Here is an 18,551-nt window from a genome sequence, read left to right on the forward strand (position 1 = left end):
CAGTCTAGGGAGTGGGGGTGGTGGCCGTGTCGATCCACTTCCCTCGGCGCAGCACCCTGGCGGGCCGAAGGTCTTCGTTCAGCACCACCAGGTCGGCTCGCAGACCGACCTGCAGGGAACCGGTCGTCGCGGTGAGGCCGAGCAGTTCGGCGGGTCTGCCGGAGGTGGCGCGCACGGCATCGGTGATGCTCAGGCCCGCGCCGGTGACCAGGTTCCGGAACGCGACGTCCATGGTGAGCGTGCTGCCCGCCAGCGATCCGTTGCTCGCCAGTGTCGCCACACCGTCGGTGACGTCGACATCGAGCCTGCCAAGTGTGTAGGTGCCGTCGGCCGCGTCGGTCGCCGACATCGCGTCGGTGATCAGCACGGTCCGGCCGAGGCCCGCGTGGGTGGCGGCCAGGCGGAGCACGGTCGGGTGCACGTGGACCAGGTCGCAGATGAGTTCTACCGTCACCCGCTCGTCGTCCAGCAGTGCGCCGATCGGGCCCGGCTCGCGGTGGTGCAGCGGACGCATGCCGTTGAACAGGTGGGTGGCGACGGTGGCGCCCGCGTCGACCGCCGGGCGGATCTGCTCCTCGACGCCGTCGGTGTGTCCGATCGCGGCCAGCACGCCGGACTCGCTCAGCTGACGCACGGCCTTGATGCCACCGTGCAGTTCGGGGGCGAGGGTGACCATCCGGATATGGCCCTGGCCGGCCTGCAGCAGCGTTTCGACCGTGTCGGTGTCCGGCTCGCGTAGCGCGTCCGGATCGTGCGCGCCGCAGCGGGACTGCGCGATGAACGGGCCTTCGAGGTGAACACCTGCCAGTTCACCGTCCTCGACCAGTTCGGTCAAAGCCGCGATCTGGCTGGTCAACACGGGTACGGGGTCGGAGACGAGGCTGGCCAGCAGGGTGGTCGTGCCATGCCTGCGGTGCGCGGCGATGGCTTTGCTCGCCTGGGCGGGGTCGGTGGTGGAGAATGAGGCACCACCTCCGCCGTGGCAGTGGGTGTCGATGAACCCAGGGACGACCAGGGAACCCGAGACGTCGATCCGGCGGCCCGCAGGTCCGGGTCCGGAACCGATTCCGGTGATCAGCTCACCGGAGATCGAAACCCAGCCGGGATCGATCAGCCCGTCCGGGCCGGCGATCCTGCCGCCGGTCAGTACGAAATCTTCGACACCACTCACGACGCCATCATATTGGTCCAGACCAGGTAGTGGGCAACCCACCACATTTCGACGCTATCTCGTTATTTAATTACGACCCTGCGCTTGCATGGCCTTCTGCAGGGCTTCCAGTGCGCGACTCGCGGTCGATTTGACCGTCCCCTTCGAGATACCGGCCGCTTCGGAGATCTCGGCCTCCGACAGACCGCCGTAGTAACGGAGTACGAGCACCTCGCGCTGCCGTGGCGGGAGTTTGGACAGCGCGTTGACCACCGACTGGTGTTCGGTCGAGAGCATCGCGAGGCTTTCGGCGGAGCGCGCGTTGACGGCATGTGGCGGCACGTACTCGCGGGCCGTCTTGCGCCTGCGCAACACGCTGCGGGAACCGTTGACCACGGCCGTCCGGAGGTAACCGACGGCCGCGGCCGCATCGCGCAGGTTGCCCCAGTTGCGGTGCAGGCCGGTGAATGCCTCCTGCACCACGTCCTCGGCGGTCGCGGGTTCGTCGACCAGCAGGATGGCCAGCCGGACGAGGCGCATCCGGTGAGTCCGGTAGAGGTCCTCCAGGGTCAGCGGTGCCGCGGGCCTCACCGGCGGCGCCGGAGCGTCCAACGTGCGCAGGTGGCCCAGCGTCTGCTCGACGCTGCTCTCCGCGCTGCCCTGCATGTGCGTCCCCGTCCCTGGCCTGTGTCTGCTGCCTGTCCTGCCGTTCATCCGCCTGCAGGCAAAGCGTATCGGGTTGGCCAGCGGAAGCCAGTGTGGCGCGGAGCGTCTCGGGTCCGGGGTGGGCGCCAGAAGTCGCGGGTTTCCCCCGATCGCTTACGGTGCGCTGGCACTCGCATGTCGACGTTGGAGGACAGATGGCCTGGTTCGTGGTGGAAATTCGTTATGTGCAGGACAAGTTCGCCGAGGTGCGTCCCCGGCACCGGGACTACCTCGCTGACCTCGCCGAGCAGGGTGTCGTCGCCGTCGCAGGACCGCTCGCGGACGGCAGTGGTGGTATGTACCTGTGCCAGGCGGAGGACCGCGAAGCCCTCCAGGCGGTGATCGACGCCGACCCGTACTACATCGAGGGCGCGGTCGAGGAGCGCACCGTCCGGGAGTTCACTCCGATGATCGGCGCTTGGGTGCCCCAGGCCTCGGTCTGAGGCGTTACTTGGTAGCCGCGCGGCCGCCGTGCCCAGTGACGGCGGCTTCGCGCGCACCGCGGGCCTTGATGTCCTCGAGTGCGCCGCGGTCCGCGTCTGGAACGAGTTTGCGCGAGCCGATCTCGATGATCGGCGGCAGGAACGCGCGGATGAGTTTGAGCCCGCCGACCCAGCGGGGCACGTGAATGGTCCTGGCCCTGCGCTTGATGCCCGCCTCGAGGCAGTCCAGTGCGACCTCGAGCGGGTAGGTCTTGCCGATCAGGCCGGGCATTCCCGCACGCATCTTGCCGAACACGGGGTGTGCGTCTGCGCTGTCGACCAGATCGGTACGGATCCAGGTCGGGTGCGCGACGCCGACCTTCACGCCGAGGTGGTGCACCTCGGCGCGCAGGCTGTTGCAGAACGCCTCCACGCCGGCCTTGGCCGCCGAGTAGTTCGCCATGCCGGGGGCGTGGGTGATCGCGGCGAGTGAGGAAATCGCCAGCAGGTAGCCCTTGCGCTCGATGACGTGCGGCATCGTCACGCGGAACGTGCGCCAGACGCCGAGGAGGTCGACCTCGATCACCTTCTCGAACGCGCCGGGGTCGACCGAACGCACGAAGCCCGTGCTGGCGATCCCCGCGTTGGCGATCACGATGTCGATGCCGCCGAAGTGCTCGACGACTCCGGCCGTTGCCCGCTCCAGCGCGTCCCAGCTGGTCACGTCGGCTTCCCAGGAGTGGGCGCTGGAGCCGATCCGCTCCGCCACCGCCTGCTGCTCCTCGGCCTCAAGTCCGACGAGGGCGACCTTGGCGCCGTCGGCGGCCAGTCGCTCCGCGAGGCCCGCGCCGATTCCGCGCGCCGCCCCGGTGATCAGGACGACCTTGCCCCTGACCTTGTTCTTGCCGCCACCGGTAAGCAGGGAGAGCGGGTTCGCCATCTGGTGCCTCCTCGACACGCCATCGTGCTTGGTGCTCAGCACGCTACCTCAACCTACTCCCAGTAGGCTACTCGCCAGTAAATCGCACTTTCCCGGGAAAGCGGCGTCGGGTCTCGCACTTTCCCGGGAAAGCGCGATTCGCGGTGCTCGGCGGGAATGCTCTGGAGAGGCCTCGAGTTGGCAAGTACATGACTGTTGATCTCGGTAGGTACGGAATCTGGCGGCCCGCGGGCGGGCTCACCCCTGAGTTCGCCGCCGAGGTGGAAACGCTCGGCTTCGGCGCCGTGTGGATCGGCGGCTCGCCCCCCGGCGACCTCGAACTAGCCGAGAGCCTGCTCGACGCCACGAGCACGCTGGCCGTCGCGACCGGGATCGTGAACATGTGGACCGACGACGCGGAAACCGTCGCCCGGTCCTACCACCGGCTCGCCGCGAAGCATCCTGGCCGGTTCCTGCTCGGCGTCGGCGTCGGCCACCCCGAGGCGCAGCAGACCTACACCCGGCCCTACGACAAGATCGTCGAGTACCTCGACCAGTTGGACGCGGCAGGCGTGCCGGTCGAGGGGCGCGCGCTGGCCGCGCTCGGACCGAAGGTGCTGCGCCTGTCCGGTGAGCGGACCGTCGGCGCACATCCGTACCTGACGACTCCCGAGCACACCCGGCAGGCTCGCGAGATCCTCGGGTCCGGCCCCCTGCTTGCGCCGGAACAGAAGGTCGTCCTCGGCACCGACCCCGAGCGCGCTCGCACGATCGGCAGGCCGGCCGTGCGCTATCCCTACCTCATGCTGGTCAACTACCTGAACAACCTGCGTCGACTCGGCTGGAGCGAGGACGACATCGCCGACGGCGGCAGCGACTCGCTGATCGACGCGCTCGTCGTGCACGGTGACGCGACGACCGTCGCGGCCGGGGTCAAGGCACACCTCGACGCCGGGGCCGATCACGTCAATATCCAGGTCCTCACCGAGGAGGGAGCCGACCCGCTGCCGGTCTACCGGGAACTGGCGAAGGCGCTGCGCTGACTGCCGAGGTGGGCGCGATCCGAGCCTCGTAGGATGCGGGCACAAGGTGCCGCGTTTTCGAGGAGGACAACGATGCCCATCGCGACCCCCGAGGTCTATGCGGAGATGCTGGACCGGGCGAAGGCGAACGAATTCGCCTACCCGGCCATCAACGTGACCTCGTCGGAAACTCTGAACGCCGCCCTGCGCGGTTTCGCCGAGGCGGAGAGCGACGGGATCATCCAGTTCTCCACCGGAGGGTCGGAGTTCGCGTCCGGCCAGAAGGTCAAGGACATGGTCACCGGCTCGACCGCGCTGGCGGAGTTCGCGCACGTGGTCGCCGAGAAGTACCCGGTGAACATCGCGCTGCACACCGACCACTGCCCGAAGGACAAGCTGGACGGCTTCGTCCGGCCGCTGATCGACATCTCCCAGGAGCGGGTGAACCGCGGGCAGAACCCGCTGTTCCAGTCGCATATGTGGGACGGGTCGGCGATCGACCTCGAGGAGAACCTGGAGATCGCCGCCGAACTGCTGGAGAAGGCGGCCGCCGCGAAGATCATCCTCGAGGTGGAGATCGGCGTCGTCGGCGGCGAGGAGGACGGTGTCGCCAACGACATCAACGACAAGCTCTACACCGCCGAGGGCGACTTCGTCCGGACCATCGAGACGCTCGGGTCCGGGGACAAGGGCCGGTACCTGCTCGCGGCGACGTTCGGCAACGTGCACGGCGTGTACAAGCCGGGCAACGTCAAGCTGCGCCCCGAGGTGCTCAAGGGCGGCCAGCGCGTCGCCGCGGAGAAGCTCGGGCTGGCCGAGGGCTCGAAGCCGTTCGAGCTGGTGTTCCACGGCGGTTCCGGCTCGTCGATCGAGGACATCCACGCGGCGCTGTCCTACGGCGTGGTGAAGATGAACGTCGACACCGACACGCAGTACGCCTTCACCCGCCCGATCGCCGAGCACATGTTCAAGAACTACGACGGCGTGCTGAAGATCGACGGCGAGGTCGGCAACAAGAAGGTCTACGACCCCCGCAGCTACCTCAAGGCCGCCGAAGGCGCGATGGCCGCCCGCGTGGTCGAGGCCGCCGAGTCGCTCAAGTCCGCGGGCCAGAAGCTGAGCTGAGTCGCGGATCGCTGGGTGTCCCCTGAGGATGTCCCCAATGTGGCATTGGGGAACTTCAACGTCCCGAATGCCGCATTGGGGAACTTCAACGTCCCGAATGCCGCATTGGGGACACCCAGCCCCTCACCCGGAGGAGTGGTGAATTTGCCTGCCGAGTCAACTGCCGGGCAAGGTGTCGCTCGATGATGCCCAAACGCCTGGTGGCCGCCGTTCTCGTCGGCGCCCTGGTTCTCGCCGCCGCGAGCACCACGCTCGCCCTGCTGCTGTAGCCGCCCCTCACCTCGCGGGGGACTCACGTGGGAGCAGAATGGTGGGCATGACGCACGCCAACCTGCTCGGCCCCGAGCCGACCCACCTGCCCGAGCGCGCCGAAGCCGAAGCCGCGATGGATTCCGGCACCGACCCTGCCGAGGTCGCCGCGGAGTACCCGGACTTCAGTGAGGCGTGGGCCGCACTGGCCGATAAGTCCTTCGAGGCGGGCGAGACCGTCGCCGCCTACGCCTATGCCCGCACCGGCTACCACCGCGGCCTCGACCAGTTGCGCCGCGCGGGCTGGAAGGGCTTCGGTCCGGTGCCCTGGTCGCACCGGCCCAACCAGGGTTTCCTGCGCGCGCTCGCGGTGCTCGCCAAGGCCGCGGGCCGGATCGGTGAGACCGAGGAGTACGAGCGCTGCACGAAGTTCCTCGTCGACTCCGACCCGGCCGCTGCCGAGGCGAACGGCCTCAGCTGAGGCTCGCTCCGCCTCAGAACCAGCCGCAGTTGTCCGGAGCGGGCTTACCCGCGAAACGGCCCTCGAGCCAGGCGAGGGCCTCAGGGTATGCCCGGATCGCGCCACCGATGTGGCTCGGCACCAGAGAGGTGCTGAACTGCACGGTGGCGCCCTGTGCGCACCACTCCCGGGCCATCTGCCTGCCCTGCGCGTAGGGAACGATGTCGTCCAGCGCGCTGTGCACCACCAGCACCGGGACATCCGGTTTCCGCTCACCGATCCGTTGCTCCGCCACCCGCGAGGCGTAGGGCTCCTCGTTCAGGTAAGCGGCGAGCGGGCGGCCGTCCTTGGTCAGATCGGCCGACCTGGTGAACGCGTGCGCGGTGATCGCCTCCGGCGTGCACTGGTTCTCGACCTCGGCCAGCAGCCGCTTGCCCTCGTCGTTGAGCAGGTCCGGGATGTTCAGTTCCGGGTAGGCGTAGTCCAGGCTGAGCAGTGAATAGCCGAGGAAGCCGGCCGCATAGTGTCCGTCGAGGTTGACTGCCACCTTCGCCAGGTCGGCGGGCACCGCCCCGGCGTAGGCGCCCTTGATGTCGAGTTCCGGTGCGTACTCCGGGGCAAGTTCCGCCGCGGCGGCCGAGGCGCCGCCGCCCTGCGAGTAGCCGGAGATGCCCAATGGTCCAGAGTCGGGCAGATCCGCCTCTGGAAGCCGCTGCGCCGCCCTGAGCGCGTCGAGTACCGCGTGGCCCTCGGCGGCCCGGTTCACGTAGGTGTGCATACCGGGTGTGCCGAGGCCCTCGTAGTCCGTGACCACGACCGCGAAGCCGCGGGTGAGCATTCCCGCGATGGAGGGACCCTCGTACTCCAGCCCAGCGGCGAGTGCCTTGGACGGTGCGCAGTTGTCGCCGACTCCTTGAGTGCCCGGCGCGTAACCGACGATCGGTCGCTCGCCGGTACCCCTCCACGGCACGTCCGGAGTGAGGACCGTACCGGTCACGGCGATCGGATCACCGTGGGTGTCCGTGCTGCGGTACATGATCCGCTGTACCTGCGCAGGTGCCCGGACCAGCTTGACCGGGTCGAGGAAGAACTCCGACGGTTCGCTCCTGATCACGTCACCGGGCTGCCCCGGCGGCAACGGCGAAGGCGGGTCGTAGAAGGATGGCTCGGCGGAAACCGGTGTCGCGACGACCGTGAGCAGGGCGAACCCCACGGCCGTGCTGAGCAGGGCGCCGAGCAGGCGATGGGCACGGCCGGGTGCGCGCATACTTGCTCCTCGATGAGCGTGGTTTTCGACAGAGATGTCGGAAATGTGTCTATGTGAGGTGGCGCACGATGTCAACCCCCGCCCGGCGCCGACCGGGACGGCCTCGGAAACTGCCACAGGAGGAACTGCGCGCGCTGGTGCTGCGTGCGGCGAGAAAGATGTTCGCCGCGCATGGGCAGCATGCGGCCACGATCGAGCAGATCGCTCGAGAGGCCGGGGTGAGCAGGCAGAACGTTTACGAGCACTTCGGTGATCGTGCCGTTCTCTTCGCCGCCGTCGTAGCCGAGGTCGAGGAACTCGCGGTCGCGTGGATGGGAGCTCAGGCGCTCGGCAACACCGAACCCGATCTGCGGGTGTGGGCGCGCGCCAACTTCGCGGCGATGTTCGACTTCGTCGAGGAACACCCCGACGGGCTACCGGTGCTGGAGGAGGCCGAGCGCGGCGGGGATCCGGCGATGACGCGGGTGCGCTCGCAGCTGGCCGGGCTCTACACCGAGGCCAGCAAGAAGCGCTGGGCCGCTTACGGCATAGAACCCGGCCGCACGGATACGGCGCTGGCCGCGATGTACATCGCGATGACCGAGGCGCTGGTCAACCTCACAGGCGACGGCGAACCCCCGGACAGGGAGGCGCTGATCGACCTGCTGACCGAGTTCACCATCGGCGGCGTGTTGCGGCTTTACCAGCACGGAACGGGCATCATCGACCGGCTGCGCTGACCGTCGTGGTCAGCAGCGGTCGAGCATGTCGCCCAGTGCCGACTTCTCCGCGTTGCTGACGGTGAGTTCCCACTTGTGTTTCACCGCGACCCACATGCTGGCGTAGGTGCACCAGTAGCTCGTCGTCGGCGGCTTCCAGTCCTCCGGGGCCTTGTCGCCCTTCTCCTGGTTGACGTTGTCCGTGACGGCGATCAGCTGCGGGCCGGAGAGGTCGTTGGCGAACTCTTCCCGCTTGTCCGTGCTCCACTTGGCCGCGCCGGTACGCCATGCTTCAGCGAGTGGAACGACATGGTCGATGTCCACATCGGACGGCTGTGACCAGGTGGCCCCGTCGTACGCGCTGTGCCAGCTGCCCGAGGTCGGGTAGCAGTCGTTGCCGGTTCGTACGTTCGTGCCGTCGCGCTTGAGGACCACTTCGCGGGTGTTGCAGTTGTCGCCCTGGCTGCCCCAGTGCGGAAACTTGTCCCGGTCGTATCCGGTCATCGGACCGTCTGCGGACACGGTGAGTTCGGCCAGTTGCGCTTCGGCGGTGGGGCCGCTGGGGATTCCCGGCGGTTCGGCGGCGGCGACACCAGCGAGACCCGCGACGAGGAGCGCGGAGACACCGGTGGCGGCGAACGCCCGGCGGACTGTGCGGAACGAGGAGTCGGTGCGGGAGACGTTCACGGCGTGCCTTCTCTCGTCAGGCCGGCGCTTTGGCTGCCGATCCGGCGGTTGGGGACTTTCCGACCTTGAACCAGGAAAGTGACGAACACAACACGAGTGGGTGAATCGGACCAGCACTTTCGTGGGAAAGTGCGCCAACACCTCGCAATTTCCCGGGAAAGTGCGAGCGCCGTGGCGCCGGGATCAGGCGAGACCGCGAACCAGACGCAGGTTTTCGGTGTGGCGGTACCAGGTCCAGCGCTTCATCGGCCGGGAGTACGGCACGCCGTCCGACAGCGGGACCAGCGGGAGGCAGCCGAGCTGGAACGCGCGCGCGGTGAACGTGATACGCCGTTTGAACAGTGCACCCCTGGTCACCTGCACCACGAGTCCGGCGTTGCTGTCGTCCGGCTCGACGGTGATCCCGCGAGCCGCACCGCGTAACGCCACGTCGTCATCGCAGTAGGCCACGCCGCGTACCGGGCCGATCACTCCGCGTCCGACCAGAACCCCGCCTGCGTCGTCGCGGATCAGTGGGACGGGATCCACATCACCGACGAGCGCGAGGTGCAGTGCACGCCGGGGATCGGTCGGCAACGACCAGATCTCCGCGACCGCCGAAGCGGGATCGGCCGGGACGAAACCGAGGGTCGTCGCGGCAAGTTTGTCCTTGCGTAGCAGGCGAAGTGCCACTGCGGCCAGGTCGCTGTCCGTGCCTGCGACGACCAGATGTCCCGCCCCTTCGGCGGTCAGCAGCGGGTCCACGTCGGACTTGCCGGGCCGGGCAGGAAGGTGGTGGACTGGGAGCCCTTCGATGTCGGGAAGCTCCGGCGTGTTCTCACCGCACACCAGCAGCAGTCCGTGCACGTGATCGACCTTCCTGTCCATTTCGTGTTGGCTGATCGCCGGTGCTGATCGCGCGATGTACAGTCATGCACCGGCATTTCCCATCGCCACAATCCTGTCGCCGAACATCCTGGAGTGTCACATGCCGGCCATCGTGCTCATCGGAGCCCAATGGGGAGACGAAGGCAAGGGCAAGGCCACCGACCTGCTTGGCGACCGCGTGCAGTGGGTCGTGCGTTACCAGGGTGGCAACAACGCGGGCCACACGGTGGTGCTGCCCGATGGCCAGGACTTCGCCCTGCACCTCATCCCGTCGGGAATCCTCACGCCGGGGGTCACCAACGTGATCGGCAACGGCGTCGTGGTGGATCCTGCTGTGCTCCTCGACGAGCTGGCCGGGCTGGAGAAGCGCGGAGTCGACACCTCGGGGTTGCTGCTGTCCGCTGACGCGCACCTGATCATGCCGTACCACGTGGCCATCGACAAAGTGACCGAGCGCTACCTCGGCGCGAAGAAGATCGGCACCACCGGACGCGGGATCGGGCCCTGCTACCAGGACAAGATCGCCCGCGTCGGCGTACGGGTGCAGGACCTGCTGGACGAGAAGATCCTCCGGCAGAAGGTCGAGGCGGCCCTGGAGTTCAAGAACCAGGTGCTGGTCAAGGTCTACAACCGCAAGGCACTCGACCCCGAGCAGGTGGCTGACGAGGTGCTGGAGGCGGGCGAGAAGTTCGCCCACCGCATCGCCGACACCAGGCTGCAGCTGAACAAGGCCCTCGAGCGCGGCGAGACCGTGCTGCTGGAGGGCTCGCAGGGCACCCTGCTCGACGTCGACCACGGCACCTACCCGTTCGTCACGTCCTCGAACCCGACCTCGGGTGGCGCGAGCGCGGGCTCCGGCATCGGCCCGGGGCGGATCACCACCGTGCTGGGGATCCTCAAGGCCTACACCACTCGCGTCGGCTCCGGACCGTTCCCGACGGAGCTGCACGACGAAGCGGGCGAGAACCTGCGCAAGTCCGGCGGTGAGTTCGGAGTCACCACGGGACGTTCGCGTCGCACGGGCTGGTTCGACGCCGTGATCGCCCGCTACGCGGTGCGGGTCAACGGAATCACCGACTACTTCCTCACCAAGCTGGATGTTCTCTCCGGTCTGGAAAGGGTTCCGGTCTGCGTCGGGTATGAAGTGGACGGTTTCCGCACCGAGGACATGCCGATGACGCAGACCGACGTGCACCACGCGACGCCGGTCTACGAGGAGCTGCCGGGCTGGTGGGAGGACATCAGCCAGTGCCGCACGTTCGAGGAGCTCCCGGCCAACGCGCGCGCCTACGTCGAGCGCATCGAGGAACTCTCCGGCGCCCGGGTCTCAGCCGTCGGCGTCGGCCCCGGCCGGGAACAGACGATCGTCCGTCACCAGTTCGCCTGACGCCTCCGGAGGAGTTCCCCAATGTGGCTTTCGGGAACTTAGACGTCCCCAATGTGGCATTGGGGAACTCCAACGTCCCGAATGCCACATTGGGGAACTAACCTCAGCGGTCCTGGCGGGCTTCCAGTGCCGTGTCCGGCTGGTCGGCGAAGAGGCCGTCCACGCCTGCCGCGAAGAAGGCTTCGTACTCCGCGAAGGCGTCACCCCACGCGGCCGGGTCGTCCGACGACCGCAGGTTCGCCGGCAGGAACGCGTTCTCGTTGCGGAAGGTGAACGGCACGACCTCGAGTCCCGCGGCGTGCGCGTCGCGCACGAGTGAGCTCGGCGAGGTCAGGTTGCCGTCGGCGTCCCTCGGGATGATCTGGTTCTTCTCCGGCCCGAGGTAGTCGGCGTACCGGGCGATCTCCCGCAGGCCTTCCGGCGTCACCAGGTCGGCATAGGTGCGCGGGTCGTCCCCGGCGACGAAGTCCGCGGGTGCGCCATTGGCGAGTGTCAGCTGCACGAGCGGGACGCGCACCTGCCGGTCCAGTTCCTTCAGGTTGTTCACCTCGAACGACTGGATGATCACCGGCGCGTTGTGCCGATCGAGGCCGTTGCGCTTGAGGATCTCCACCAGCTTCGGCTCGACGGGGTTGCCGATCGAGTCGAAGTACGTGGAGTGCTTCACCTCCGGATACGTGCCGAGGGTGCGCCGCAGCTCCCTGCCGAGGCGCTTCGTGAGATCGAGCACCTCCTGGTACGTCACCACCTCGAACCGGCCGTCGTAGATCGTGTTGTGCGGCCGCAGCTGCGGAATCCGCTCCACCGCGCGCAACGTCTTCAGTTCCGCGAGGGTGAAGTCCTCGGTGAACCAGCCCGTGTGCTCGGTGCCGTCGATGACCTTCGTGGTCTTGCGGTCGGCGAACTCCGGGTGCTCGGCGACGTCCGTGGTGCCGCCGATCTCGTTCTCGTGCCGTGCGACCAGGTGCCCGTCCTTCGTCGGAACCAGGTCGACGTCCACCCAGTTCACGCCCTGGCGATAGGCCAGCTCGTAGGACGCGAGGGTGTGTTCGGGGCGGTATCCCGGCGCTCCCCGGTGTCCGACGATCACCGGCCCATCGTGCCCCTGGCGGGCGGTTGCCCCAGCATCCGGCCCCTTCTCCTTCGCCACGGCCGTGCCCGACACGGTGACCACGCCGAGTACGGCGAGTCCGGTCAGGGCCAGCGCGGCCAGTCTTGTTCGCACCATCGCAGGGAACCTCCAAGCAGGGATCCAGGATCTTCCGGGCAACCCTCACCGCCCAGTGCGTCCGCAGGGCGAAGGAACCAGGTCACCTCGCTGACACCCTGGTAAACGACGAGTGCGCGGAGTCTAGCCAGCCGCGGTATTTCATCGGCGACTTTCCGTAACTGCGGGCTGTACATCAGGGGAACCCGCAGACCGGCTACCGGCACGGGCTACGCTCTGCGCGTGCGTGTCCTGGTAATCGGCTCCGGAGCCCGTGAGCATGCCCTCGTCCTCGCCGCCTCGCACGACCCGGCGGTCACCGCGATCGGCTGCGCGCCCGGCAACGCCGGAATCGCCGCGCTCGCGGAACCACTCGCGGTGGACCAAGCCGACCCCGCCTCGGTCACCGAACTGGCCGTGAGCTGGAAGGCTGATCTCGTGGTGATCGGCCCCGAGGTGCCGCTCGTCGCCGGTGCCGCCGACGCGGTCCGCGCCGCGGGTATCACCTGTTTCGGCCCTTCCGCCGCCGCCGCCCGGATCGAGGGGTCCAAGTCCTTCGCCAAGGACGTCATGGCGACCGCCGGTGTCCCGACCGCGCACAGCGAGATCGTGGACAACCCGGCACATCTCGACGCCGCGCTGCTCCGCTTCGGCCCCACCTGGGTGGTCAAGGACGACGGCCTGGCCGCAGGCAAGGGCGTCGTCGTCACCAAGGACGTCGACGTCGCGCGCAAGCACGCCATCACCCTGCTCGACGGTGGTCATCCTGTGCTGCTCGAGTCGTTCCTGGACGGTCCGGAAGCGTCTCTCTTCTGCCTGGTCGACGGCCGTACCGTGGTGCCGTTGCTGCCCGCGCAGGACTTCAAGCGGGTGGGCGACGGCGACGCGGGACCGAACACCGGCGGAATGGGCGCCTACGCTCCACTGCCCTGGGCCCCCGACGACCTCGTCGAGGACATCGTGCGCACGACCGTGCAGCCGGTGGTGGACGAGCTCGCGAATCGTGGCACGCCGTTCTCCGGGCTGCTCTATGCCGGGCTCGCGCTCACGTCGCAGGGTCCGCAGGTCATCGAGTTCAACTGTCGCTTCGGCGACCCGGAGACCCAAGCGGTGCTCGCGCTGCTGCGAACGCCGATCGCCGGGCTGTTGTCCGCCACCGCCACCGGAACCCTCGCCGAGCAGCCGCCACTGGACTGGGCCGACGGCGCGGCCGTGACCGTGGTGCTGGCGGCCGACGGTTATCCCGGCGTCCCGCGCCCCGGTGACCTCATCACCGGTTCGGAGGCCGAGGGAGTGCTGCACGCGGGCACCCGGCGGCGCGAGGACGGCGCGGTGGTCTCGCACGGCGGCCGGGTGCTCTCGGTCGTCGGCACCGGCGCGGACCTCGAAGCCGCGCGGGCACAGGCCTACGAGCGCGTGGCGAAGGTGCACCTGCCGGGATCGCATCACCGCACCGACATCGCCCTGCGCGCCGTACGCGGCGAGATCGTCCTGCCCGTACCCCAGCACTGAACCGGTTTTCTGGCGAATTCAGACCGCTGTTACACCGGCGTTGGTAACCTCTTCTGGGAACCGGCCGGTTACCGACCGTCAGCGGGGGTGGGCAGATGACAGACAGCGCCGTGAGTTCCGGTAGTGCTCTGTCGACGTACGCGCTGGGTGCGAGCGCCCCCGTTGTCCCCGGAGCCCGTGATATCCAGGTCGAACCGGGCAAGCTCCTCGAGGTCGCTGGCGTGCTCGAGGAGCAGGCCAACGAGTTGCAGGACCGGGTCCGCGCCCAGCTGGGCGCGCTGCGTATCGCACCGCCGTCGGAGGACATCGTCAGTAAGAACGCCATCGAGGCGTGGAACTCGGTGGTGGTCGACGGCGAGGAGTCCTACGAGGCCAGGGTCCGGGCCTACATCGAGGGTTTGCGTGCCCTGGTCGAGCAGTTGCGCGCTGCCAGCGCCGCCTACGAGACCGGCGAGGACGACAAGGCGGCGAGCTTCGGTGACCGGCACGATCCCGGCGCGTAACCAGGTGCTGCTCATGGTGGTGCTGCTGGGACTGTCCGGGTGTGGTTCGACGGAGCCGGGACTGGCCGTCCCCATGCCGGACAGCGCCGGGCCGAGTGAGCCGGTCCAGCGACCGGAGGAACTTCCGCTCGACGACGTCCACCCGTGCTCGCTGCTCAGTGGTGCACAGCTCGACGAGCTCGGGGTGAACAGCAAGCCGAGGCCGGCTGGGCGAGTCTGCTCGTTCGACGTCGACCGTGCCCGGCCGTACTACTCGCACGTGCTGGAGACGATCACGGATGCGGACCTGCACGCCTGGATCGACGGTGCGTACGCGTCCACGACCGTGCGTACCCGTAGCGCGGACGTGGCCGGGTTCCCGGCCCTGACCCGCTTCCGGGAGCGGGGTACTCCTGGCGACTGCGAGACCCTTGTCAGTGTGGCGCGGGGACAGACTCTGCGCTCACAGTTGTATCCGATCACCCGTGACGCCTTCGACCAGCAGGAGCTGTGTGCACTGTCGGCGAAGGCCGCGACGCTCGCGTTGCGGACCCTCCGAGCGAAGGGCTGAGTGAGAGAGCATGAATGGCGTGCCCATCAGCGTTGCCGACATCTCGGCCCTGGTCGACCGGATACGCAGTCACCGGTTCGACGGATACACCGATATCGGCCTCGCTGACGAGATCGACCTGTTCAGGGCGGGAGCGGGCACCGAGGGTCTCGGCGCCGCGGTGGACGCGCTCAAGGCGGTCGGCGACGCGCTGGTGAGCACGGAACGGACACTGCGCGAGGAGTTGGGCAAGCTCGGTGTCGAGTGGCAGAGCGACGCCGGAATCCAGGCAGGCGCCGCGATCGACCGGGAGGCCGCCTTCAGCGCCGACGCGAACGAGAAGGTCAGCCACTCGGCCGAGATGATCTTCGCGCAGGGCGAGGCCTTCAACCGGACACTGCACAAGTTGCCCGACTCGCGGACGCTGCGTGAGGGCGCGGGCGGCTACAGCCTCGGCGACTCTCTGTTCAGTCTGATCGGCTACGAGACCGACCACACGAGGAAGGTGCTCGCCGCGCGAGAGGCCAGGCAACAAGCGCTCGAGGCGCTGAACGGCTACGCCATGGAGAGCGGCGAGAACCTGAGTTCGGTCCAGCCGATGTCGCGGCCGGAGGCGTTGCAGATGAGCGCGGCTCCACGGCTTCCCGGTTCGGTGGATGCCGGCGGCGGGCCGCTGCCGGACACCTCGTCGCCCACCGTCGCCGCCGATGCGGCAGGGGAACAGGGCAGGGCACCTGCCCAAGGACAGGCACCAGCACCACTGCGCGGACCGGCCCCGGTGGCCGAGGCGCCGGCTCCGGCGATGGGCGCGACGTCGCACCCCGCGCCGGCGGCGCGGGGCACGGGAGCTCAGGCCCCTGCGGCCACCGTGCCGAGCGGTACGGCTCCGAGCGCGTCCGCGCCCAGCACCTCCGCTCCTGGCACGAGCGGCACCGGCGGGTTCGCCGGTGCGGTACGGCCAGGCCCGCAGCCCGATCCGGGCCGGGTTCCGGCAGCAGGAGGCGGTTCCGGGGCAGCGGCCCCGCTCGCACCAGGAGCCGCCGTCGGCGGCGTCGCGGGAACGGGCTCAGGCGCGGGTGCCGGGGCCGGATCGTCCTCCGGATCGACGCAGGGCGGTGCCGCGGGTGCCAAACAGGGCCAGCCCAATCCGACCGGCAGGCCCGCAGTTCCCGGCGGCCCCACGGCCACCCCGGTGGGGGGTGTCGCTGGCAAGTTCGTGCCGCAGGCAGGTACCGGAACGCCGGGAGGACAGGCGGCCAACGAGACGCAGCTGGGCAAGGGTAAGTCGTTCGGCTCGGTGCCCCAACCGGCGCAGCAGCCCGGCCCGTTCAGCGGCTCGGTGACCCCGGCGCAGAGTGGCGGCCCTGGCAGGGCGGGCGACCTCAGCGGAGGTATCGCCGCACTCGGTGCGGGCGGAGTCGCGGGCGCACTCAGCGGGCAGGACGAGCGCAAGGGCCGGGGTGTCGGCCGCAGCGCCCCCGGAGCCGCCCGCTCCCCGCATCAGTTGCCCGTCGGCGACCTGCCGGAGGAAGAGGCCAGAGTCTCGCGCAACTCGGAGAAGCTCAACCCCCGAGGCGGCAAGGGACAGAGCAGCTTCATGGAGCGCGCGGCGCCGCAGGACGGGGAGTCCGATGAGGGCCACGTGCGCAAGTTCGGCATCGACGACAGCGACTTGTTCGCCGATCCGCGCATGGTTTCGCCGGACGTGATCACCGGATCAGACACGGATCGGCGCTGAACACCTCGATGACCGAACCGAACGGCAGCGTTGTGCTGTCGGCCCTGGAGCTGGACATGCTGTGGGAGGTCGAACGACTGCCCGACAGGCATCCGGCACTCGACGTCCCGAGCCCCGGCGTCACGCGGAACGAGCGCGCCATGCTCGTCGAGCAGGCGTGGGAGTCCTTGTCCCGGCGCGGGCTCGCGCGCGGCCGCAAGGCCTCCGGCGAACTGATCGACATGCTCAACCTGTTCGCCCACCCCAAAGTCTCGATCGACGTGTGGGTGTGGACCGACAGGGAGATCCGCGGGCTCGCGGTGAGTATCGGTAGCCAGGCCCTGCTGGGCGTGGTCGACGGTGACGAGGTGTGGCTGATCCCGGCTCGGGACGGAGCGCTACCGGAGGCCGCCGTGTCGGTGGCCGGTGAGCTGGCACCCGGCATCGGCCAGTCGGTCAGCGTGCCGTACGAGGTGCTGCGCGACGCCGACGCCGAGGCGCAGGGTGACGTCAAGGCGATGGTACTGGCACTCGAGGATCGCAAGGTTCCGTTGTGGGAGGCGCAGGAACTCGCGGGAATGCTCGTCGGAACCGTCGCGCGTGGACAGTTGGGAGTGCAGAAGTCCATACGCGACGGTCAGCGTAGGGCGGGGAGAGTAGTGGCGTTCCATGACACCGATGCGGGCCGGTACCTTTTTCAGGTGGAGCGCAACGCGGATGGTCAGGATTGGGCGACCATCGCGCCTGCCGACAATGCGCTGCTGGCGCAGCGGGTGTGGGAACTGCTGGACGAGGTGTGATCACCAACGTCCTGCTGGACCATCCCGTCCTGGCCTGGCTGACCTACCTGGTTGGTGCGCAGATCTGTGCTTCTGTGGGCTACCTGCTCGCCCGCTGGCCCGCATTCGGCCCGAGGGTGGCATGGGTGCTCAGCGGCGTCGCGATGCTGCCGATCGGGGCGCTGACACTCGTGCCGACGTCCCGCGTTGTGGAACAGGTCTGTGCGGTCCAGTTCTCTGTTCCGTCATTGGCAGCTGTGGAGAACGTGGCGAACATTGCCCTTTTCGTTCCGTTGGCACTGTTCGCCACCGTGGCGATCCGGCGTCCGGTCGTCATATTGGCGGCAGGCTCGGGATTGTCTCTGATGATCGAGGGGATGCAGGCTCTCATCCCATCGATCGGCCGTTCCTGCGACACGAACGACTGGCTGATGAACACCATCGGGGTGATTCTCGGTGTTCTCGCCGCCGTTGCCGTCATCGCACTGGCGAAAGCGCGCAACGGCACCACCGGAGGTCCTACAGTGGGCCGGGAACCCTGACGGAGGAGCCCACGTCCTATCGTCGGGAGCGCGAAGGGGATGACAAGGCGTGCCGAAATACGAGATCGACGCCATTCGCGGATTGGTGTCCGCCGCGCAGGCGAATTCGGGTGGAATCGGGCAGATCGCGGATGGTTTGCCCAAGGATCTGGACCAGAACGCGTTCGGCGGGATGCAGGCGTCGAAAGACCTCTCCGGCGGAGTCGGCGATTTCATCGGTTCCATGTCGGACCAGTTCGCCCGCGGCGAGATGCTGCTGAACGAGGTCGCCTCGGCGCTGGACAGGATCGCGCAGAGACTCGAGGAGCAGGAAGCGGACTACGGCGACGCCGTGACTCCGCGCGAGGCCTGACGATTCAATCCAGATCCAAGTCCCGCCGAGTCGATCGTGACGCGCGTTGCCAGCAAACACGGAACGGGGGAGAGCAGTGACCGACAGTCCTGGTACCACCGCGATAGCGGATATGGCGGCGCTGCCCGGCCCGGGTGGCGGGAAACTCGGCGAGTTGTACAGCCAGGTCGGCAAGATCAAGAGCGAGGTCGCGACGCAGGCCGCGGAGAGTTTCCGAACGGCCGCGACGAGCGCTGGTGATCGCGGCAAGGCCGTGCAGAATGCGGTGAACGCGGTCGAGGGCAAATGGCAGGGCGAGGCCGCGGAGGCGTTCCTCGGGTACATGAACCGCTTCACCAGGGCGGGCAGCGACATCCAGGCATCCCTGGGCAAGGCCGCGACCTCAATGGACGGTGTGGCCGAGCGTCTGCGACAACTCAAGACCGACGTCGACAAGGCGTTGTCCGACGCGG

At 68.4% G+C, this 18,551-nt stretch carries 20 protein-coding genes and 1 pseudogene; 14 read left to right on the forward strand and 7 right to left on the reverse strand.

What is annotated here, in order from left to right; genetic code table 11:
• Positions 1–4: 4 nt before the first annotated feature.
• A complete protein-coding gene (gene nagA, locus D0C15_RS16305) occupies positions 5–1,171 on the reverse strand; it encodes an N-acetylglucosamine-6-phosphate deacetylase (RefSeq protein WP_116046140.1) in 1,167 nt (388 codons plus the stop codon).
• Between the two features lie 66 nt (positions 1,172–1,237).
• Positions 1,238–1,816 (reverse strand): SigE family RNA polymerase sigma factor, encoded by a 579-nt coding sequence (locus D0C15_RS16310; protein WP_245975871.1) that lies wholly within the window; start codon positions 1,814–1,816, stop codon positions 1,238–1,240.
• A 194-nt stretch (positions 1,817–2,010) separates the two neighbouring features.
• On the opposite strand from D0C15_RS16310, the gene D0C15_RS16315 reads away from it, so the two are divergent.
• Positions 2,011–2,298, forward strand: coding sequence for a YciI family protein (locus tag D0C15_RS16315; protein WP_116046146.1), 288 nt, complete (start codon positions 2,011–2,013; stop codon positions 2,296–2,298).
• A gap of 4 nt (positions 2,299–2,302) precedes the next feature.
• Here the strand turns inward: D0C15_RS16315 and D0C15_RS16320 are convergent, their stop codons facing one another.
• Positions 2,303–3,217, reverse strand: coding sequence for an SDR family oxidoreductase (locus D0C15_RS16320; protein WP_116046149.1), 915 nt, complete (start codon positions 3,215–3,217; stop codon positions 2,303–2,305).
• A 188-nt stretch (positions 3,218–3,405) separates the two neighbouring features.
• Here D0C15_RS16320 and D0C15_RS16325 point away from each other — a divergent pair, with 188 nt between their 5' ends.
• The 3 genes from D0C15_RS16325 (at position 3,406) to D0C15_RS16335 (ending at position 6,073) form a co-directional block, all read left to right on the forward strand.
• Entirely contained in the window at positions 3,406–4,239 is an 834-nt protein-coding gene (locus tag D0C15_RS16325) for an LLM class F420-dependent oxidoreductase (protein ID WP_116046152.1), read from the forward strand.
• A 72-nt stretch (positions 4,240–4,311) separates the two neighbouring features.
• Positions 4,312–5,343: a class II fructose-bisphosphate aldolase gene (gene fbaA / locus D0C15_RS16330; protein ID WP_116046154.1), complete on the forward strand. Its 1,032-nt coding sequence runs from the start codon at positions 4,312–4,314 to the stop codon at positions 5,341–5,343.
• Positions 5,344–5,659: 316 nt separating this feature from the next.
• The gene (locus D0C15_RS16335) at positions 5,660–6,073 is read left to right on the forward strand and encodes a DUF3151 domain-containing protein (RefSeq protein WP_116046352.1); all 414 of its coding nucleotides are present in this window, start codon (positions 5,660–5,662) and stop codon (positions 6,071–6,073) included.
• 13 nt (positions 6,074–6,086) lie between these two features.
• Here D0C15_RS16335 and D0C15_RS16340 read toward each other — a convergent pair whose 3' ends face one another.
• Positions 6,087–7,319 (reverse strand): lipase family protein, encoded by a 1,233-nt coding sequence (locus D0C15_RS16340; RefSeq protein ID WP_116046156.1) that lies wholly within the window; start codon positions 7,317–7,319, stop codon positions 6,087–6,089.
• 68 nt (positions 7,320–7,387) lie between these two features.
• Between D0C15_RS16340 and D0C15_RS16345 the strand changes: the two genes are divergently transcribed.
• Positions 7,388–8,038 (forward strand): TetR/AcrR family transcriptional regulator, encoded by a 651-nt coding sequence (locus D0C15_RS16345; protein ID WP_116046158.1) that lies wholly within the window; start codon positions 7,388–7,390, stop codon positions 8,036–8,038.
• A gap of 9 nt (positions 8,039–8,047) precedes the next feature.
• Here the strand turns inward: D0C15_RS16345 and D0C15_RS16350 are convergent, their stop codons facing one another.
• Entirely contained in the window at positions 8,048–8,704 is a 657-nt protein-coding gene (locus tag D0C15_RS16350; protein ID WP_116046161.1) for an HNH endonuclease family protein, read from the reverse strand.
• A 183-nt stretch (positions 8,705–8,887) separates the two neighbouring features.
• Entirely contained in the window at positions 8,888–9,571 is a 684-nt protein-coding gene (locus D0C15_RS16355) for a hypothetical protein (RefSeq protein WP_211323220.1), read from the reverse strand.
• A gap of 100 nt (positions 9,572–9,671) precedes the next feature.
• Here D0C15_RS16355 and D0C15_RS16360 point away from each other — a divergent pair, with 100 nt between their 5' ends.
• On the forward strand, positions 9,672–10,958 hold the full coding sequence (locus D0C15_RS16360; protein ID WP_116046163.1) for an adenylosuccinate synthase: 1,287 nt from the start codon (positions 9,672–9,674) through the stop codon (positions 10,956–10,958).
• A 103-nt stretch (positions 10,959–11,061) separates the two neighbouring features.
• On the opposite strand, the gene D0C15_RS16365 is transcribed toward D0C15_RS16360, so the two are convergent.
• Positions 11,062–12,186 carry a glycerophosphodiester phosphodiesterase gene (locus D0C15_RS16365; protein WP_116046166.1) on the reverse strand — a complete coding sequence of 375 codons (1,125 nt, stop codon included), beginning with the start codon at positions 12,184–12,186 and terminating at the stop codon, positions 11,062–11,064.
• Between the two features lie 222 nt (positions 12,187–12,408).
• Between D0C15_RS16365 and purD the strand changes: the two genes are divergently transcribed.
• From purD to D0C15_RS35055, 8 genes and pseudogenes are all read left to right on the forward strand, one after another.
• Positions 12,409–13,677: a phosphoribosylamine--glycine ligase gene (gene purD, locus D0C15_RS16370; protein WP_116046168.1), complete on the forward strand. Its 1,269-nt coding sequence runs from the start codon at positions 12,409–12,411 to the stop codon at positions 13,675–13,677.
• A 95-nt stretch (positions 13,678–13,772) separates the two neighbouring features.
• Positions 13,773–14,180: a PE domain-containing protein gene (locus D0C15_RS16375; protein ID WP_116046170.1), complete on the forward strand. Its 408-nt coding sequence runs from the start codon at positions 13,773–13,775 to the stop codon at positions 14,178–14,180.
• On the forward strand, positions 14,155–14,730 hold the full coding sequence (locus D0C15_RS16380; RefSeq protein WP_116046172.1) for a DUF3558 domain-containing protein: 576 nt from the start codon (positions 14,155–14,157) through the stop codon (positions 14,728–14,730). Before D0C15_RS16375 ends, D0C15_RS16380 begins: the two co-directional genes overlap by 26 nt.
• Before the next feature lie 19 nt (positions 14,731–14,749).
• Positions 14,750–16,447, forward strand: a complete 1,698-nt coding sequence (locus tag D0C15_RS16385; protein WP_245975872.1) for a magnesium chelatase — start codon at positions 14,750–14,752, stop codon at positions 16,445–16,447.
• Between the two features lie 8 nt (positions 16,448–16,455).
• A complete protein-coding gene (locus D0C15_RS16390) occupies positions 16,456–17,226 on the forward strand; it encodes an ESX secretion-associated protein EspG (protein ID WP_116046174.1) in 771 nt (256 codons plus the stop codon).
• Positions 17,223–17,747, forward strand: coding sequence for a VanZ family protein (locus D0C15_RS16395; protein ID WP_116046177.1), 525 nt, complete (start codon positions 17,223–17,225; stop codon positions 17,745–17,747). The genes D0C15_RS16390 and D0C15_RS16395 overlap by 4 nt, the downstream gene beginning before the upstream one ends.
• A gap of 49 nt (positions 17,748–17,796) precedes the next feature.
• On the forward strand, positions 17,797–18,099 hold the full coding sequence (locus tag D0C15_RS16400; RefSeq protein ID WP_116046180.1) for a hypothetical protein: 303 nt from the start codon (positions 17,797–17,799) through the stop codon (positions 18,097–18,099).
• Positions 18,100–18,211: 112 nt separating this feature from the next.
• A pseudogene (locus tag D0C15_RS35055) lies at positions 18,212–18,502 on the forward strand (WXG100 family type VII secretion target); the annotation flags it as partial.
• Positions 18,503–18,551: the final 49 nt, after the last annotated feature.

Source organism: Amycolatopsis palatopharyngis (assembly GCF_003385185.1).
GTDB classification, from domain to species: Bacteria; Actinomycetota; Actinomycetes; order Mycobacteriales; family Pseudonocardiaceae; genus Amycolatopsis; species Amycolatopsis palatopharyngis.

Coding starts and splice junctions, on each gene's coding strand:
- D0C15_RS16310 (WP_245975871.1), bottom strand. CDS start 1,816: ATGCAGGGCAGCGCGGAGAGCAGCGTCGAGCAGACGCTGGGCCACCTG.
- D0C15_RS16315 (WP_116046146.1), top strand. CDS start 2,011: ATGGCCTGGTTCGTGGTGGAAATTCGTTATGTGCAGGACAAGTTCGCC.
- D0C15_RS16320 (WP_116046149.1), bottom strand. CDS start 3,217: ATGGCGAACCCGCTCTCCCTGCTTACCGGTGGCGGCAAGAACAAGGTC.
- D0C15_RS16325 (WP_116046152.1), top strand. CDS start 3,406: ATGACTGTTGATCTCGGTAGGTACGGAATCTGGCGGCCCGCGGGCGGG.
- fbaA (WP_116046154.1), top strand. CDS start 4,312: ATGCCCATCGCGACCCCCGAGGTCTATGCGGAGATGCTGGACCGGGCG.
- D0C15_RS16335 (WP_116046352.1), top strand. CDS start 5,660: ATGACGCACGCCAACCTGCTCGGCCCCGAGCCGACCCACCTGCCCGAG.
- D0C15_RS16340 (WP_116046156.1), bottom strand. CDS start 7,319: ATGCGCGCACCCGGCCGTGCCCATCGCCTGCTCGGCGCCCTGCTCAGC.
- D0C15_RS16345 (WP_116046158.1), top strand. CDS start 7,388: ATGTCAACCCCCGCCCGGCGCCGACCGGGACGGCCTCGGAAACTGCCA.
- D0C15_RS16355 (WP_211323220.1), bottom strand. CDS start 9,571: ATGGACAGGAAGGTCGATCACGTGCACGGACTGCTGCTGGTGTGCGGT.
- D0C15_RS16360 (WP_116046163.1), top strand. CDS start 9,672: ATGCCGGCCATCGTGCTCATCGGAGCCCAATGGGGAGACGAAGGCAAG.
- D0C15_RS16365 (WP_116046166.1), bottom strand. CDS start 12,186: ATGGTGCGAACAAGACTGGCCGCGCTGGCCCTGACCGGACTCGCCGTA.
- D0C15_RS16375 (WP_116046170.1), top strand. CDS start 13,773: ATGACAGACAGCGCCGTGAGTTCCGGTAGTGCTCTGTCGACGTACGCG.
- D0C15_RS16390 (WP_116046174.1), top strand. CDS start 16,456: ATGACCGAACCGAACGGCAGCGTTGTGCTGTCGGCCCTGGAGCTGGAC.